Origin of the sequence: Rhodoblastus sphagnicola (genome assembly GCF_002937075.1) — a bacterium.
Lineage (GTDB): Bacteria > Pseudomonadota > Alphaproteobacteria > Rhizobiales > Beijerinckiaceae > Rhodoblastus > Rhodoblastus sphagnicola.
This window is the reverse complement of record NZ_NHSJ01000036.1, coordinates 1-17,487: the sequence shown is the minus strand read 5'-3', so window position 1 is coordinate 17,487 and position 17,487 is coordinate 1. Positions and strand designations below refer to the sequence as shown.

Sequence of the window (17,487 nt, the reverse complement as noted above, 5' to 3'; positions counted from 1 at the left end):
CCTTTGGTATTCAGGCCTTGGCGGCCTTGAGCTTGCGGCGTCCCGCGTGCAGCAGCGGTTCGGTATAGCCATTGGGCTGGCGGACGCCCTCGAACACCAGCGCGCAGGCGGTCTGAAAGGCGATGGAGCCGTCGAAATCCGGCGCCATCGGGCGATAGGCGGGATCGCTGGCGTTCTGGCCATCGACCACCGCCGCCATGCGTGTAAAAGTCTCGCGCGCCTGCGCCGCGTCGCAGACGCCATGCAGCAGCCAATTGGCGATATGCTGCGAGGAGATGCGCAGCGTGGCGCGATCCTCCATCAGGCCGACGTCGTGAATATCCGGCACTTTCGAGCAGCCGACGCCCTGGTCGATCCAGCGCACGACATAGCCGAGAATGCCCTGGGCGTTATTGTCCAGTTCCTGCTGGACCTCGTCGCGCGACCAGTTGGGCCGGTCGGCGAGGGGGAGCGTCAGGAGATCGTCGAGTTTTGCGGGCGCGCGGCTCGCAAGCGCCTCCTGGCGCGCGGCGACATCGACTTGATGGTAGTGGGTGGCGTGCAGCGTCGCGGCGGTGGGCGAGGGCACCCAGGCGGTGCTGGCGCCCGCCTGCGGATGGCCGATCTTGACCTTCAGCATTTCCGCCATCAGGTCCGGCATGGCCCACATGCCCTTGCCGATCTGGGCGCGGCCCCGGAAGCCGGCGCCCAGACCCACATCCATATTGTTGGCCTCATAGGCGGAAATCCAGGTGCTGGATTTCATGTCGTTCTTGCGGATGAAAGGCCCGGCGAGCCTGGATGTGTGCATTTCGTCGCCAGTGCGGTCGAGGAAGCCGGTGTTGATGAAGAACACCCGGTCTTTCGCGGCGCGAATAGTTTCCTTGAGATTGACCGAGGTGCGGCGCTCCTCGTCCATGATGCCCATTTTCACGGTGTTGGGCGCAAGACCAAGCGCCTGTTCGACAAAGGCGAAAACGCGATCGGCGAAGGCGGCTTCTTCCGGGCCGTGCATCTTCGGCTTGACGATATAAACCGAACCGGCGCGGCTGTTGCGCAGGGGCGCGGCGCCGCGCAGGTCATGCAGGGCGATGGCCGTGGTGGTCAGCGCGTCGATCAGGCCTTCCGGCGCTTCCTCACCATCGAGCGTCGCCAGATCGCTGGTCATGAGATGGCCGACCGTGCGCACCAGCAACAAAGCGCGACCGGGCAGGATGAACGGCGCGCCATCCGGGCGCAGATAGGCGCGGTCAGGCGCAAGCTTGCGAGTCTCCTGGCCCTGGCCTTTGGCGAAAGTCGCGGCAAGGTCGCCCTTCATCAGACCGAGCCAGTTGCGATAGACCGCGACCTTGTCTTCGGCATCGACAGCGGCGACGGAATCCTCGCAATCCTGAATCGTGGTCAGCGCCGCCTCAAGAATGACATCGCTGATCCCGGCGGCGTCGAGCCCGCCAACCGTCGTCGTGCGATCCACCACAATTTCGACATGCAGGCCATGGTGAAGCAGCAGGATGCGCGAGGGATTGGCGGCGTCGCCGACATAGCCGACCCATTGCGCGCCCTCGGCCAGTTCCGTCGTCGCGCCGTTTTTCAGTTTTACGCGCAACTGGTCGGCCTCAATGGCGAAGCCCGCCGCGTCGGCATGGGAAGCGTCCTTCAGCGGCGCGATCCGGTCGAGGAAGGCGCGGACCCAGGCGACCACGGCGGCGCCGCGTTCGGGATCATAGCCCCGATGGCCGGGGTCGGTCGGGGCCAGCGCATCCGTGCCGTAAAGCGCGTCATAAAGGCTGCCCCAGCGGGCGTTGGCGGCGTTGAGCGCATAGCGGGCGTTGTTGATGGGAACCACCAGTTGCGGCCCGGCGGTGGTGCTGATTTCGGGATCGACATGTTCGGTCGCAATGGAAAAATCTTCGCCTTGGGGCAGCAGATAGCCGATCTCGCTCAGAAAGCTCTTGTAGGCGACCGCGTCATGCGGCTGGCCGCGCCGCTCCAGATGCCAGCGGTCGATATGCGCCTGCATCGCGTCGCGTTTGGCCAACAGCGCTTTGTTTTGCGGCGCAAATTCGACCAGCAAGCGCTCCAGCGCCGCCCAGAAGACCGGCGGCGCCAGCCCGGTTCCGGGCAGCGCCTCGTCCTCGATGAAGCGCTTGAACACGGGCGCGACCTTGATCCGGGGCGCCTGAGATTGGGACGTCATGGCTTCCTCGCTCTTTCTATCCTCACGCCTCCGGCAGGACGGCGGGGCGCGGCCCTCCGGTCGCCCAGTCCAGCAGCTCAACCGTGTGCAGCGCCGGCAGTTGCGTCGCCGCGCCGATCTGCAAGATGCAGCCAATATTGCCGGCGGCGATCATGTCTGGCTGCATGCTCTCCAGATTGGCGCATTTGCGCGCCCGCAGCCGCGTCGCAAGGTCCGGCTGCAACAGATTATAGGTTCCCGCCGAACCGCAGCACAAATGGCCCTCCGGCGGATCCAGCACGACAAAGCCGGCTTGTTCGAGCAGCGCCTTCGGCGCGTCGCGGATTTTCTGTCCGTGTTGCAGGGTGCAGGCGCTGTGATAGGCGACGCGGCGACCGCTGGCGCGCGCGGGCGCCTTCAGGCCGATCTCGCTCATGATCTCGGTGATGTCGCGCGCCAGCGCGGCGATCTTTTGCGCCTTGTCCGCCATTTCAGGATCGTCGCGAAACAGAAAGCCATAATCCTTGATCATCACGCCGCAGCCGGAGGTGTTGATGACCAGAGCGTCGAGTCCTCCGCTTTCGATCTCGCGGCTCCAGGCGCGGATGGAGCCGCGAGCGAAGGCGAGGCCATCGTCCTGGCCGAGATGATGGTTGAGCGCGCCGCAACAGTCCGCGCCTTCCGCAATCACCACTTCGCAGCCATGGCGCGTCAGCAGCCGCGCCGTAGCTTCGTTGATCTGCGGCGCCAGAGCCTTTTGCGCGCAACCGGTCATCAGGCCGACGCGACGACGTTTCCGCCCTTCCGCCGGGATGATGCGCGGCTGTTCCAGCGGCGAGGGTTCGGGCGGGTCGAAGGGCGCCAGCGCCAGCGCCGGCCGCAGGCGTCGCGGCAACAGGGGGGCGATAGGCTTGAGTAGACCTGCGACGCTGATCGCCACGCGGAGCAGACCGGGCCGGGGCAGAATATGGCCGACGATGCGCCGCGTGAGCCGATCCAGCCAGGGCCGGCGATAGGTCTTCTCGATATGCGCGCGGGCGTGATCGACCAGATGCATGTAATGCACGCCGGAGGGGCAGGTGGTCATGCAGGACAGGCAGGACAGGCAGCGGTCGATATGCTTGACCACATCGGCGCTGGCGGGCCGGTCGTTTTCCAGCATGTCCTTGATGAGATAGATGCGCCCGCGCGGGCTGTCGAGTTCGTCGCCCAGCAGGGCGTAGGTCGGGCAGGTCGCGTTGCAGAAGCCGCAATGCACGCAGGCGCGCAAAATCGTGTCGGCCTCGGCTGTGGCGGGATCGGCGAGCTGGGTGAGGGTGAACTGGGTTTGCATCACGCGCCCCCGCCCATGCGTCCGGGATTGAACAGGCCCAGAGGATCGAAATTCGCCTTCACCCGCGCGCTCAAGGCGCGCAGCGCCGGCGGCGGCGGTTCGAACACATCGACGGCGGCGCGCATCGATTCCGGCGCGACGATCAGCGTGGCATGGCCGCCGGCGGTCCGCATCGCGCTGCGCACCGCGCTCGCGCCGCCATCGACGCCGGCCTCTTCGGCATCCAGAGACAGCCAGACCAGCCCGCCGCCCCAGTCGTAAAAGGCTTCCGCCGAGGATAGCGCGGCGCGCAGCGCCGCGACCAGCGCCGCCGCCTCGCCCGGCGTCGGGCATAGCCGCCAGACCAGCGCCGCGCCTTGCGGCAGCAACGCGCGAACCTCGCCAATGTCGCGCCACAGCCGAGCGGAAGCCTCGCCGTCGAGCCGGGTCGCGCCGCCAAACATCCGCGCGATCTCCCCGGCGCGAAACGCGACGGAGGGCGAGGGGCCTTCCAGGCGAAGGGCGGTGGCGGCGCCGTCCTCCAGCACACGGCCCGCGACGGCGGCGGGCAGGTGGGCGACGCCGGAGACTTCAAAGGGCGTGTTGAGGGCGCGCGCCATGGCGTCAATGGCGCCAGCATCGTCCAGCCCGCGCAACAACAGCGTTGTTTCCGTTTCCGGTCGCGGCATCACCTTCAGCGTCACTTCGGTCAGGATCGCCAGCGTGCCGAACGAGCCTGCGAGCAATTTGCTGAGGTCGAAACCGGTGACATTTTTCACCACCTTGCCGCCAGCCTTGAACAGCTCGCCACGCCCGTTCACGGCGGAAAAGCCGAGAAAGAAATCGCGGGCGGCGCCGGCGCGCACCCGGCGCGGTCCCGAGAGATTGCAGGAGAGAACGCCGCCAACAGTCGGCTGCGCCGAGTAACCAGTTGGCTGCGCCGGGGAATCGGTCGGCTGCGCTTGCGTTTGCAGCAGGTCGCGCCACGATGGCGGCTCGAAGGCGAGCATCTGGCCTTGTTCGCGCAAGACTTGCTTGATGGTTTGAAGCGGCGTCGCCGGGCGTGCGGTCAGCACCAGCTCCGCCGCTTCATAGGCGATGACGCCGGCAAGCCGCGACAGATCAAGCTGGTGATCCGCCGCAACGGGACGCCCGAACGCGCGCTTGCTGGCGCCGGCGAAAATCTCCAACGTCTCGGGCTGCGCCGCGCAAGTCGCCACCAGTTCGGCGATTTCCTTTTCGTCGGCGGGACGGTAAAGCGCCATGCAGAATCCTTCAGAACCGGGGCAGGTCGGGGAAGCGCAATCGGCCCGCATGGACATGCATGCGCCCAAGCTCCGCGCAGCGGCACAGTTGCGGGAAAACCTTGCCGGGATTGAGCAGGCCGCTCGCGTCAAAGGCGCATTTCAGCCTCTGCTGCTGGGCGAGATCGACCTCGTTGAACATGGCGTCCATCAGGTCGCGTTTTTCCACGCCGACGCCATGTTCGCCGGTGAGCACGCCGCCGACTTCGACGCAGAGCCGCAAGATGTCATGGCCGAAATCCTCGGCGCGCTGCAATTCTCCGGATATGTTGGCGTCAAAGAGGATCAGCGGATGAAGATTGCCGTCGCCGGCATGGAAGACATTGGCGACGCGAAGCCCGTGCTTTTCCTCCATCTGTTTCATCCGAAGCAAAACGCTGCCGATTTCCTTGCGCGGTATCGTGCCATCCATGCACATATAATCAGGGGAGATGCGCCCCACCGCAGGAAAGGCCGCCTTGCGCCCGGCCCAGAACAGCAGCCGCTCCGCTTCCGATTGGCTGGCGCGGCAGGTGGTGGCGCCATACGCCCTGGCGATGGCTTCGACACGCGCGATGAGATGATCGACCTCCGCCGCGCAACCGTCGAGTTCGACGATCAGCAGCGCCTCGACATCGAGCGGATAGCCAGCGTGAACGAAAGCCTCCGCCGCTTCAATCGCCAGCCTGTCCATGATCTCCATGCCGCCGGGAATGACGCCCGCGCCGATCACGGCGGCGACGCAATCGCCGGCGCCCTGCATGGTGGGAAAGCCGATCAGCAAGGCGCGGGCGCCGGGCGGCGTCGGCAGCACGCGCACGGTGACTTCGGTGACGATTCCGAGCAGGCCTTCCGAGCCGACCAGCACGCCGAGCAGATCATAGCCGCCAGCGTCGAAATGCTTGCCGCCGAGGCGGATCACCTCGCCCTCGATGGTGACGAATTCGACGCCGATGACATTGTTGGTGGTCAGGCCGTATTTCAGGCAATGCACGCCGCCGGAATTTTCCGCGACATTGCCGCCAATGGTGCAGGCGATCTGACTGGACGGGTCCGGCGCATAATAGAGCCCCAGCCCTTGCACCGCCTGGGAAATGCCGAGATTGGTCACGCCGGGCTGGGCGACGACGCAGCGATTGGCGGCGTCGATCTCCAAAATGCGCTTGAACTTGCCCATGCCGAGCAATACGGCGTCGGCCAGCGGCAGCGCCCCGCCCGACAGCGACGTGCCGGCGCCGCGCGGCACAACTTTCAGAGTCCGCGCCTGGCAATAGCGCAGCACTTCGACCACCTGCCGCGTGGTTTCCGGCAGCACCACCACCAGCGGCAATTGTCGATAGGCGGTCAATGCGTCGCATTCATAGGCGCGCCGCTCCTGTTCGGACTCGATCACGCCTTCGCCCGGGACGATGGCGCGAAGGTCCGCGACGATCTCGGCGCGACGGGCAAGCGTGGCCGCGTCCGGCTCCGGCATCAGGATCATTTCGCCGACCCGACGATCGGCGCCATCCAATGGAACAGCTCGCGTTGCGCCGCGACCACGGCGCTGAGCATCAGCGCCAGGATGAGGCTGTGCAGGAAGGTGCGGACCAAGCAGGTTCCCTCGCGGCCACGGAGATTGGTCACGGCGACGCCGGTGGCGATATTCTGCGGCGACACCATCTTGCTCATCACGCCGTCCGAGGAATTGGTGGGCGCAAACGGCGCCGGATCGAGATCGCGTTGGAGTGCGGCCAAGTCAGTGTAAGCCGCTGTTCAATGGGTGCAAGTGGCCTTGAAGGCGGGGCAGGCCCTCCCGCCCTTATCTTTTGCTTACGAATGGCGTGCGCTCAAGAACGGCCTTGGTCGCAAAATCCGACATTGAATATCAAGATGACCTCGGCCAGACCGGTTTGCATGATGCGCGGTCATTCGCCATGACGATGGCGGCCTGCTTCGGATCGTGGCGCCATTCCGCATCGGTGTGGCCCAGCACAACCTCCGCGCTCTTGCCGATCACCGCGAGTGCGGAGGGATTGTAGCAGAGAAAGCGGTCCTCGATGTCCTTGGCGTAGATCGGTTCCGGCGAAATCTCGCCGACAGCCCGCAGGAGCGCCGTCGTTCGCAGGAAGTCAGAGGCAATTTCATCGGCGCCTTACTATTAAATGCCAAGCGACACGTCAGCCGTCAGGTTGACCATGAGATAAACGCCCAATGCTGTTGATCACGCTCAAACAAGGGCGCATCAGGGTTCAACTCGCGCCATGCGCGCAGGCGTTCCCATTCAGGTTCAGACAATTGCCCGAGAAAAAATGCGGCGTTGCGCTGGAAGCCTAGCCAATCCGTCTTGGGCTCTTCACTGCGCGGATGCGAGATAAATTCGAGCCTCGGCATCCGGTTCATGCGGTAGAGCAGGTTGATGAAGTAGATGTAGTCCGGCTTGTCGATTTTGGGCGCAGGCGGCCGGCAGAGCGCCTCCAATATGGAAGAATTGATCTCGCGGGCGCCAACAGGTGCGGTGAGATAGACTCGCTTGCGCGCCTGACGGTCGAGTTTACGCAGCGCCGCTTCCAGGTCCATCACGCCGGTCGAGCGCGAGGCGATGGCGACATCGCAAACGGGCAGATCGCTCCAGTCGTCCTCCCAGGCGCGCAACACCGTTGTAACGTTGCCCGTCCCGGCCTCGACCGCCCGATGGCGCGTGACATCAAGCATCGCGGGGCTGTAATCGAGCGCCACGATGGTTTCGAGGTGTGGCGCGAGGGCCACGGACAGGGCGCCATTGCCACAGCCGATGTCGATCAGGCTGCGGCAGTCGGAGAGATCCATGTGCGAAATGAAGGCGTCGATATAACCGCCGCCCGCGCTGACGCGCGCGTCAAAAGCTTGCGCCCTCGCGTCCCAGTACTCCGGCGGCTTCGCCCAACTGCCGGCGCGGGCCTGATGGTCCCGATACATCTGGCCGAAATCCAGATCATCGATGATGAGAGGTTCGCTCATAAGTCACTCCGGCAGGAAGGCGCGGCGGCCATCGGCGGCGGTGAGGGTTTTGACCTGCACGCGGTAAAGCCGCTCGACCGCCTCGGCGTCGAGAACGTCGCACGGGGCGCCATCGACGGTGACACGGCCCTGTTCCAGCAGCGCGATGCGATCCGAGGCCCAAAAGGCGTGTTCGGGATGGTGGGTGCTGAGCAGCACGCCGATGCCCTGTCGCTTTAACCCTTGCAACAGCCGCATCAGCCGGATCTGCGCGCCATAATCAAGGCCCGCCATGGGTTCGTCCATCACCAGCAGGTTTGCGCCTTGCGCCAGGGCGCGGGCGATCAGCGTGAGCTGGCGCTCGCCGCCGGAGATTTCCGTGTAGGGCCGATCGGCGAGAGGCAGAATACCCAAGTCTTCGAGCAGGGCGTCGGCGGCCTCGAAGTCGCGCGCCGCGACCGGCGCCAGCCAGCCCGCTTGCGGCAGGCGCCCAAGCAGCACCACGTCGCGGACGCGATAGGGAAAGGGCGCGACATGGTTTTGCGCGACATAGGCGACCTGTCTGGCGATGTCGCGACGCGACCATGCGCGCAAGGTCCGGTTGTCGAGCGCGACGGCGCCGCCATCGGGCTTGAGAAAGCCGAGCATCAGCCGCAGCAGCGTGGTCTTGCCCGAGCCATTGGCGCCAAGCAGCGAGACGATCTCGCCGGGCGCCAGGGCCAGCGAGGCGCCGTCGAGCACACGCCTTTCGCCGCGTGAAAAAACCAGCGCCGCCGCTTCCAGACTTGCGCTCACATCCAGCCTCTTCGCGCGCGACGCAGCACCAGGATGAAAGCGGGGATCCCCAAAAGTTCGGTGATGATGCCGATGGGAATCTCGGTGCGCGCCACGCTGCGCGCCAAAGTGTCGGCGCCGATCAGGAAAATGGCGCCGACCAGCGCCGAGGCCGGCAGCAGCCGGACATTGCCGGGGCCGACCAACAGCCTTGCGAAATGCGGCGCGAACAGGCCGATCCAGCCGATCATGCCCGACAGCGACACGCTCAGCGCCGAAATGAAGGTCGCCGCGGCTATGGCGCCATAGCGCAGCGCCGCCACGGGCACGCCGAGGCCGCGCGCCTCGTCCTCGCCCATGGCCAGCGCGTCGAGCGGGCGGCCCAGCAGCGCGAGGCCGGCCATGCCCGCCAGCATCAGCGGCGCGGTCCAGAGAATCTGGGTGAGGCTGATGCTCGCAAGGCTGCCCATCAGCCAATAGACGATGGCTGGAAGCTGGTCATAGGGATCGGCGGCATATTTCAAGATCGACAGCGCGGCGGTGAAAAACGCGCCGGAGATCATGCCTCCGAGAATGAGGGTGATGGCGGAGGCCTCGCCGAACAGATTGGCGATGACCACGCCCAGCGCCACCGCGCCGACGCCGCCCGCGAAAGCCAAACCCTGCAAGGCGATCCAGGACAGGCCGAGGATCAGCGCCAGCGCCGCGCCGAAACTGGCTCCGCCGAGCGCGCCGAGCAGACCGGGCGAGGCCAGGGGATTGCGGAAAACGGACTGGTACGCCGCGCCGGCGACGCTCAACGCCGCGCCGATCGCCGCCGCCGCGACAATGCGCGGCAGGCGGATGTCGACGATGATGTTTTTCAAGAGATCGTCGCGCGCTGGATCGGGCGCCACGAGGCCCGCGCGGGCGGCGAGGAAGCGCAGGATTTCCCCAACGCCCAGCCCATAGCGGCCCACCGAAAGCGCCAGAACCGCCGCCACAGCCAGCGCGGCGACCAGACCGGCGAACAACAGCAGCGTGCGCGCACGGTCAGCGGAGAAGCTGAGCGACATCTGCGTCGGTGAGTTGAACCCCGAAGAACAGCTTGTAGAATGTCTTGGTTTCGGCCTTGATGTCGAGCGGCAGCGCCTGTGGGTAAAAGATGTTGGCCAACCACTGCGCGCCGAGCACGCGCATAAAACTTGGCGGGCGGTCGAGCCAGTTGAAGGGCAATTTCGGGACCGTGTAGACGCGCCCTTGCGCGATCGCCTTCACATTGCGCCATTCCGGCGCCTGCGCCGAAAAATCCTTGAACTTTGGGTCGAGAGCCACGATCAGCGTGGGCTGGCGGGCGATGATTTCTTCGAGCGAAATCTTCTCCATGCCCATATGGGTCGCCTGCGCGCAGTGATAAATGCTGTCGCCGCCGGCGAGGCGGAACGCCTCCATGTGGAAGGAGGAATCGCATTCGGTGGCGAGTCCGTCGGGGCTTTCGGCATAGAGCAGTTTTGCGCGCTGCTCGGGCGGGACGCGGGCCACCGCCGTCTTCACCCGCTCCAGCGCCGCGACGACATAGGTTTTGAGTTCATCGGTGCGGGCGCGACGGTCGAGCAGGTCGCCGAGGAAATCGAGCGCCGCCGGATAATCGTCGATCCTGCTCACATTCATGTAGATCACTGGCAGGCCGGTCTGCGCCCAGCTCTGCTCCGCCGGGGGATGGCCGCCCATCGGATCGGTCCAGGCGACGATCACATCGGGCTGCAGCGCGAGGATTTCTTCCGGATTGGCCGCGCGGTTCTGGCCCGGCGTTCCGCCCGCCGCCGGCAGTTCGGCGAGACGCGGCGCAAAATACGGCTTCTGCTTGTCGGTGATCGGCACATTGACCGCACTAAGCAGATCGGGCGCGATCACATACATCAGCGTGGTGAGCGGATAGGACGCTGAAAAAACCTTGGTGATCTTGTCTGGAACCCGAAGTTTGTGGCCGGCCATGTCGGTGATTTCACGCGCCGGTTTCGGCGCGTCGCCGGCCTGCGCCGGCGCGGCCAGCGCCAGCAGGACGGCGGCGATGCGGAGAAAGATCTTCATCAGGCGACACTCGCGCTCGGGGCCAGCGCGGGCCGGATGATCCTGGCGAAATCGGTCAGGGTTTTCAGGTTCTTGTCCGCATCGAGCGAAGCCGGTTTCAGCAGCAGCGCGCGCGGCGCCGCGCGCGCCTGGATTTCGCGCGCCTGCGCGATCACCTCGTCGTAAGAGCCGATCAGCGAGCGCGCGATCACGCCGTCCGCATCGAAGCCCGGTCCTTTTCCCTGCGCCATGAAAATCCCGCGCATGCGCTCGGAAAATCGCGCGATGAACGGCTGCGCCTCGGCGAGCGCCTGTTCGCGGGTCGGCGCGGCGAAATAGAAGCGCGCCAGAGCCAGACGCGGATCGACGCCGGGCGCGGCGGCGCGATAGGTCTCGACAATGTCCACCACTTTTTGCAAGGGGAACGGCGAGCCGCCCATCACGCCAATGCCCTTTTTCGCCGCATAGCGAATGGCTTCCGGCGTGGTGGTGGCGATCCAGACCGGCATCGGGTTTTGCAGCGGTTTTGGCGCGAGACGCACGGATTCGACCTGATAATACTGGCCGGAAAAGGTCACTTCTTCTTCGGCGAACAGGCGCTCGATCAGCTCCAGCGCCTCGATGGTCATGTCGCGCGAAACGTCCTTGTCCGCGTGAAAATGCTTGTTCTGAAGAGGAAACGGGCCACCCTTGGCGACGCCGAAATCGAAGCGTCCGCCGCTGAGTATGTCGATGCTGGCGACATCCTCCGCCACCTGAATCGGATTGCGGAAGGGCAGAAGCACGGCGGCGGAGCCGAGCCTGATCGTCTTGGTCACGCCCGCGAGCCAGGCGAGCAGCACGAGGATCGACGGGCTGGCGGCGTCGGGATTGAAATGATGCTCGGCGACCCAGGCCTCTTCAAAGCCAAGGCTCTCCACATGCTGCACCAGACGCGTCTGCGCCTGAAAACATTTGACGTAATCGTCGAGCGGATTTTCGTAGGTGCAGAAAACGCCGAGGCGCATCTCGATCTCCTGACGCTGGCGCTCAGTAGCGCCAAGCGAGCTTGCCGACGATGGCGCGCGGCGCGCCGGGATAGTAGATGCCTGCGCTTGCGGACGTGGACTGGTAGAAATTGCTGGAGATCTGGCCGATATAGGCGGCGTCGAACAGATTGGTCACGGTGACGCTGGCCTCCAGTTCGCCGAAATCGACGGGGCGGCGATAGGCGAGGCGCAGGTCCACGGTGGCATAGCCGGCGACGGATTGCGCATGCGCGGCGTCGCCATAGCGGTCGCTGACGATGTGAACGATCGGCGTGAGCGTAAAATCGTTCCAGCGCGCCTCGGCGCCGAGCGTTGAAACCCAAAGCGGCGCGTCGGGAACCAGCTTGCCCTTGACCTTTGTCGCGGCGATCACGGCCGGCGAAGCGCCCGTCCAATACGGCAAATCCTCGACGAAAGCGACGTTCTGGTAGCCGATCGCGGCGAAGAACGACAGGATATCGCTGGGTTCGAGCCGGACCATCGCCTGGCCGCCCAGCGTGCGGCTCTGGCCGATGGTTTGGGCGAAGGCGACGCCCACGCCGGGATCGTAGGAGACGTTCTGGTTGTGGTTGCGCGCATAGAACAGGGTGGGGCTGAAGGTTCCCGCTCCGATCGGCGACGTGAATTTCAAGTCGACGCCGACATCGACCACGTCGTCGGTCTCCGGCTTGAGATTGTGCCAGAGCTGGTTGAGATTGAACCCCTTGGCGTTGAGCGTCGCGGCGGAGGACTGGTAGGTTGGCCACAGGTCGAGGGCCATGCCGGTGTAGGTGACGCCATAGCTGACGCGCGCGGTCAGATCGGGGGTCACGTCATAGGCGAGCGCCAGATAGGGCAGAGCCGTCCCGACCGTGGCGGGCGTCACGCTGTTGCGGGCGTTGACGGTCGACGCGGCGAGCGCCGCCGAATAGGAGACGTCCAGGGCGCCGGCGCCGGGAGTCATGGCGTTGATTCCGGCGAGGGTTTGCCACAGATAGCGCAAGCCGCCCTGCACCCGGAGGTCGTCGAAGCGTCGGTCCGCCATGGCATAGATCGAATTGTAGAGATGCGGCTGGGTCTCCTGCGCCAACATGCTCCACTTGAGGAAGCTGAGGCCGCCCGACGTATTGGTGTTGAACTGTTTTTGGGCGGTGGGCGGCCCGGGAAGCTCGCCGGCGCCGCCCCAATAGCCGAGCGTGAAATCCGTGGTCCAGGCGCGGGTCTTCAATTCGGCGACGCCGCCATAGAAATTGTGGTCGATCAGCCATTGCCGCGCCACCGTTGTTGACGCCGCGTCCAGGTAATATCCGTCTTCGTGGAAGAAGTAGGGTTTCAGCGTCAGGGTCGTGTCGCCGTTGATCTTCCAGGCGATTTCGGTGAAAGCGGACCAGACGTTGAGGCTCTGGCGGTTGTAGCCGTACCAGTTCGACGTATTGCCGGCGACGGGGATCCCGCTGAAATCGTAGAAGCGGTATTTCGCGAGATTGCTGGCCTGCGCGTAGGTCAGGGCGGCATAGGTGTTCTGGTCGACCTGCGTGTGCGCGACCAGCGCCTTGATGTCGAGCGATTCGTTGGGCCGGGTCTCGACGCCCGCGGTGAAGTCGCCCTTGCCGTCGGGCGACTTGCCTGTGCCGCGCCACTTGTCGGCGTCGCTCCAGGCGCCGGACAGGAAGAATTTTGTCGTGTTGTTGAACAGAAGCCCGGAATCGACGCGCGCGAAGGTGCGCAGGAAATGGTACGAGCCGACGCTCTGCGAAATTTCGCCGCCCATCTTGTCCTTCGGCCAGGCGATCTGGGCGTCGATCACGCCGGCGGAGTTGAAATAGGACAGGACGTTGGGCGCGATCGGCCCTTGGTGCAGGGTCGTGCGGGCGACGTCCTCGTTGGGAATCATGAACATCGCGCCGACGCCCGGATTGACGCCCGCGAGGGGGACTCCGTCCACCGTGCTGAGGCTGTCGCCGTGCTGGCTCAACTGGCCGCGCACGCGGATCCCCTTGAAGCCGTTGGGAATATTGGCGGCTCCGTAAGGATCGATCGCCGGCGCGTCCACGGAGGGCAGGTTGGAGACGGTGCGCAGCACATTGGAGCCGCCGTTGTCGGCGCCAAAATCGACGCCATTGCCGGCGGCGTCGTAGACCGTGGCCGCCCCGTCGCGTCGGGAGGGAAGCGCGGCGGGGCGGCCCGGCTCGGCGACCGCCGATTCGGCGGCAGGCGCGGCGGCGGGAGCTTCGACGTGAACTTCGGGTAGGGCGACCTGCGCCCAGCCGCTCGCGACGAACAGGCAGGCGCCCAGCGAGACGCTGGCGCGCAGGACGCGGCGCTGGGCGGGACGAGAATGGCGCATGGGATCGACCTCCGGAGCGCGCGACGCGCAAATATTTCTTTCGAATACATTAATAGGAGAGCGGTAATGTTACGATAAAGACGATTGTGGCGTCATTGTGCCCATATTATGGTCATTCTTTCTATGTCCTGGCTCTCAATAGGTAGTCTGGTGTTATAACGCGCCATGGCCGCGCCGCGCGACCGCGCTCCGCCTCAGCGGAGGTTGAAGCGGATGACAATGCTGCCGTGGAACGCGCCGCCGGGCGGCGGTGGCGCATGTGCGGCGCGCATCATGGCGTGGACGACGCCGTCGAGCGCCGAGGAGCCCGAGGATGTGAAAATGGAATGGCTGGCGATGCGCCCGGAGCCGCCGACCGTGAAGCTGACCCCGACAGCGCCGGATTCGCCGCGCGCCCGCGCGCTCGCCGGATAGCTCTTGTGGCGGTTGAGTTCGGCGGAGACGCGTGAGAACAGCGCGGAAAGCCTGTTGTATCCGACCGAAGCGGGAATGGCGGCGGCGGCCAAAGCTTCCGCGATGCCAGGCGCGACCACGGCGAGCGAAGTGTCTTGGGCGTCGGCGATCGCGGTGAAGGAGGACGTGATGCCCCAGACCTTACCGAACGGGCCAATGAACGGCGAGGTCGAGGAAATCACGGCGAGGCTCGGCAACCCGCCTTCGGCCTCCAGCAGCAGCGTCCGGGCGGCGCGGGTCATGGTCTCGCCGATGCGCCAGCGCCGGTCCGCATGGGTTTCGCTCGCCACCCGCACCGCCTGCGCGCGGACGCCCGCTTCGAGCGCTTCGGCGACCACGGCCGACTCCTCGTCCCGGCGCGCGGCCTGCACGGCGGCGCAGAGGCGGCGCGCGGACGGCCAGACTTGCAGTATCAACGTCCAGCCCCAAACCGAGACAAGAAACAGCAGCGCCATGACGCTCTTGCCGGCAAGCCCCGCCTGAAGAAACAACGCGAGGGGCGAAAGGCAATGGCGTTCATGGTGATACGAGTTCATTGGATATGCTTATTTATATACGTTAATTACATAAAGAGTTTTGCGCTTAGCAAGCCCAAATGATCGGCGAATGGTGGGGGTCCGCGCCGCATTTATGGTCAGAACGTCTCGCTTCGCGCCTCGTCCATGTCAGCCTTGCGAAAACCTGCGGCGGCACGGTGGCCTGAACACTCGCCATATGCGGGGATGGAATCTGAGGATCGGGCGGTCGCCTGGTCGACTGCATTTTCCTGCGCCGCTTGCACTTCGCCGAAGAGGGCGTCGCCGACCGGTTGCTTTCCTTGCACGTTGGCGCGACGCCATGGCCGGAAATCGACGCCCCGGTCGCGGTTGCATGGGCCGAGAGGAAGACGCCCTGCTCGCCAGTTTCGGCGGACGCGAGATGACCTATTCCTTCGGCGACCTGGACGCGGTCGTCCCCGCCTACGCGACCACGATTCAAAAGTCGCAGGGGTCCGAATATCTCGCCGCCGTCGTCTCCCTTGCGATGCAGCACTACACCATGCTGGCGCGCAACCTCTTCTACACTGCGGTCACCTACAGGAAGCGGCTCGTTGTGATCGTGGGGCAGAGGCGGGCCTTGGCCATCGCCATCCGGAACACGCGGACGAACAGGCGCTGGACGAGGCTGAAGGAGTGGCTGGGGCGGTAGGCGGGGGAATTGACCGTCCCTTCCCGGCGGATTCCAGTCATTCCCCAAAGTCGCCGGCGAGGGAAAGCTGAGCGCGATAGCGGCAGTTGGGTCAGCCGATCCAAAAATTGCAGGCTTGGCTGTCCAAGTGTCCATATTCTGCCTATCTCGTCCACCTCACAACAGAAATAGGGAACTTGATCCAAATCCCATCCACATCCCGTCGAGACGCGACACCAGTCCGATCTTCGCCACTGGTAATATCTTCGTCGAGCAAGCACTCCAGAGCGATCTGGTCTTTGGGGTCCGTCAGGGTTTCGAGACGCGCATCCAAACGGTAGCCATCGACAAGTTCCAACCTAAGTTCGGCGGCTTCGCCTAGAGCCAAGAGTTGCTCCAACGTGAGGGCGCTGGTGTGGGAGGGGTCTCGCAGTGTCTCCATCTGGTCGTAGGCGGCCTGAGTTTGTGCTGTCGGCGTTGCATCGGCGACGATAAGCCGGCCACCCGGACGCACAATCCTCTTCATTTCGCGCAGCGCCGCCAAGGGGTGCGGCATATGGTGAAAACTATAACGCGTGATCGCCACATCGAACGATTCGTCCGTGAAGGGCAGTTGAGTGGCGTCGCCGATATGCCAATCGAGTTGGCTGAGTCCCACCGCCTGTTGGCGGGCGCGGGCCTGATCGATCATTGAGGGGGTGATGTCGATCCCCGTCACCTCGCACCCCAACCGCGCCGCCGCGCAGGCCACAATACCGGGGCCACACGCGACATCGATGACCTTAAGCCCCGCGTTTAACTGGGCAGCTTGCAGCAAGCACTCCATCCCTTCGGCATCAGAGTGCGCGGGCAGATCGGAAAAAGGTTTCGCCCAGCGTGTGAATTGGTCGATGATCTTCGCGTTATGGCCGGCTTCGACGCTCATTTGCTGCTCCCTGTTGGCGACAAGAAAACTAGCAAAATCAGAGTTGGCCGACTAACGTTGGCCGGCCAATAATTAGCGGATTTCGGCCATGGAGACACTCGATTACGACGCCACCCAGGCTGTGCTGCAGGAGCATGGCCTCGACCGACCCGAGGGTGTTGGCTTCTCCTTTTGTGATCCGTCTCGCAATCGGTTCTATGACTGGCATGACCACCCTTATCATCAACTGATCTACGCCTATGCCGGCGCCACTCAGATTGAGGCCGATCGCGCAAGGTTTATGCTGCCATGCGGACGATCGGCCTGGATTCCCGCCGGAGTGCGGCATCGCACGATGATCGCCAGTTGGGACTATGTTTCACTTTATTTTGACCCAGTCGCGGTTCCTGATCGGGAGGCCAGGGTTCGCATTCTGGTTACCGGCCCAATGATGCACGAAATGGTCATGCATGCGCGGCGCTGGCCCTTGGGCGTCGGCGAGCAGGATTTGCTTTCTTCCAGCTTTTTCCGTACGTTGGGATTGTTGTGCGGTGAGTGGCTACAAGCCGAGCTACCGCTTTGTCTCCCCGGTGCGAATAACCCCGCCATCACGCGCGCCATGGATGAGACTTTGCGCGATCTTGGCCATGTCAGCCTGAGCGATGCCGTCCGAGCGGCAGGCATGTCCGAACGCAGTTTCCGACGGGCGTTTTTCCGAGAAACTGGCTTGCGATGGCAGGCTTGGATGATCCAGGCGCGGATGCTGGAGGCGATGGGGCGGTTGGCGGGCGGAGGCCGAGTGACCGATGTCGCTGCTGATGCGGGCTATGCTTCCTTAAGCGCCTTTGCAAAGGCTTTTATGCAACTCACCGGAGAAACGCCGACCGCTTATCGTTCGCGGGTGCGAAAACCGGTCCGGCTTTGAGCCCTCATGCCTACCTGGATTTTCCGTTCCGCTGCTACACTGCCCCCGAGGACAAAGAGATCGTGTCCCTTGGCGTGGTGTAGGAGACGGTGGTCGCCGTCGTTTCCCTGGGCAAGCCGGGATGGGTCAGCCTGCCCGTCGCGGCCGCCTGAC

15 protein-coding genes are annotated in these 17,487 nt (G+C 64.6%); 2 read left to right on the top strand and 13 right to left on the bottom strand.

Features of this window, described 5'->3' with window-relative positions; genetic code table 11:
• Positions 1–10: 10 nt before the first annotated feature.
• From CCR94_RS04465 to CCR94_RS04405, 12 genes are all read right to left on the bottom strand, one after another.
• Positions 11–2,176, bottom strand: coding sequence for a malate synthase G (locus CCR94_RS04465; protein WP_104506678.1), 2,166 nt, complete (start codon positions 2,174–2,176; stop codon positions 11–13).
• 22 nt (positions 2,177–2,198) lie between these two features.
• A complete protein-coding gene (gene glcF, locus CCR94_RS04460) occupies positions 2,199–3,488 on the bottom strand; it encodes a glycolate oxidase subunit GlcF (protein ID WP_104506677.1) in 1,290 nt (429 codons plus the stop codon).
• Positions 3,488–4,732, bottom strand: coding sequence for an FAD-binding protein (locus CCR94_RS04455; RefSeq protein ID WP_104506676.1), 1,245 nt, complete (start codon positions 4,730–4,732; stop codon positions 3,488–3,490). The genes glcF and CCR94_RS04455 overlap by 1 nt, the downstream gene beginning before the upstream one ends.
• Positions 4,733–4,742: 10 nt before the next feature.
• Positions 4,743–6,233, bottom strand: coding sequence for an FAD-linked oxidase C-terminal domain-containing protein (locus CCR94_RS04450; protein WP_170068933.1), 1,491 nt, complete (start codon positions 6,231–6,233; stop codon positions 4,743–4,745).
• Complete coding sequence (locus CCR94_RS04445; RefSeq protein WP_104506675.1) at positions 6,230–6,487, bottom strand: L-lactate permease; 258 nt, start codon at positions 6,485–6,487, stop codon at positions 6,230–6,232. Before CCR94_RS04445 ends, CCR94_RS04450 begins: the two co-directional genes overlap by 4 nt.
• A 429-nt stretch (positions 6,488–6,916) precedes the next feature.
• Entirely contained in the window at positions 6,917–7,729 is an 813-nt protein-coding gene (locus CCR94_RS04435) for a class I SAM-dependent methyltransferase (protein WP_104506673.1), read from the bottom strand.
• A gap of 3 nt (positions 7,730–7,732) precedes the next feature.
• Positions 7,733–8,503 carry an ABC transporter ATP-binding protein gene (locus CCR94_RS04430; protein WP_244593935.1) on the bottom strand — a complete coding sequence of 257 codons (771 nt, stop codon included), beginning with the start codon at positions 8,501–8,503 and terminating at the stop codon, positions 7,733–7,735.
• Entirely contained in the window at positions 8,500–9,537 is a 1,038-nt protein-coding gene (locus CCR94_RS04425) for a FecCD family ABC transporter permease (RefSeq protein ID WP_104506672.1), read from the bottom strand. Before CCR94_RS04425 ends, CCR94_RS04430 begins: the two co-directional genes overlap by 4 nt.
• On the bottom strand, positions 9,515–10,552 hold the full coding sequence (locus tag CCR94_RS04420; protein ID WP_104506671.1) for an ABC transporter substrate-binding protein: 1,038 nt from the start codon (positions 10,550–10,552) through the stop codon (positions 9,515–9,517). The genes CCR94_RS04425 and CCR94_RS04420 overlap by 23 nt, the downstream gene beginning before the upstream one ends.
• A complete protein-coding gene (locus tag CCR94_RS04415) occupies positions 10,552–11,538 on the bottom strand; it encodes an LLM class flavin-dependent oxidoreductase (protein ID WP_104506670.1) in 987 nt (328 codons plus the stop codon). The genes CCR94_RS04420 and CCR94_RS04415 overlap by 1 nt, the downstream gene beginning before the upstream one ends.
• 22 nt (positions 11,539–11,560) lie before the next feature.
• Positions 11,561–13,885 carry a TonB-dependent receptor gene (locus CCR94_RS04410; RefSeq protein ID WP_104506669.1) on the bottom strand — a complete coding sequence of 775 codons (2,325 nt, stop codon included), beginning with the start codon at positions 13,883–13,885 and terminating at the stop codon, positions 11,561–11,563.
• Between the two features lie 194 nt (positions 13,886–14,079).
• On the bottom strand, positions 14,080–14,874 hold the full coding sequence (locus tag CCR94_RS04405) for a TonB family protein (protein WP_104506668.1): 795 nt from the start codon (positions 14,872–14,874) through the stop codon (positions 14,080–14,082).
• Between the two features lie 301 nt (positions 14,875–15,175).
• Here CCR94_RS04405 and CCR94_RS25885 point away from each other — a divergent pair, with 301 nt between their 5' ends.
• A complete protein-coding gene (locus tag CCR94_RS25885; protein ID WP_425332310.1) occupies positions 15,176–15,526 on the top strand; it encodes an ATP-binding domain-containing protein in 351 nt (116 codons plus the stop codon).
• A gap of 142 nt (positions 15,527–15,668) precedes the next feature.
• Here CCR94_RS25885 and CCR94_RS04395 read toward each other — a convergent pair whose 3' ends face one another.
• Positions 15,669–16,430: a class I SAM-dependent methyltransferase gene (locus tag CCR94_RS04395; RefSeq protein ID WP_104506666.1), complete on the bottom strand. Its 762-nt coding sequence runs from the start codon at positions 16,428–16,430 to the stop codon at positions 15,669–15,671.
• Between the two features lie 88 nt (positions 16,431–16,518).
• Here CCR94_RS04395 and CCR94_RS04390 point away from each other — a divergent pair, with 88 nt between their 5' ends.
• Complete coding sequence (locus CCR94_RS04390; protein WP_104506665.1) at positions 16,519–17,334, top strand: AraC family transcriptional regulator; 816 nt, start codon at positions 16,519–16,521, stop codon at positions 17,332–17,334.
• Positions 17,335–17,487: the final 153 nt, after the last annotated feature.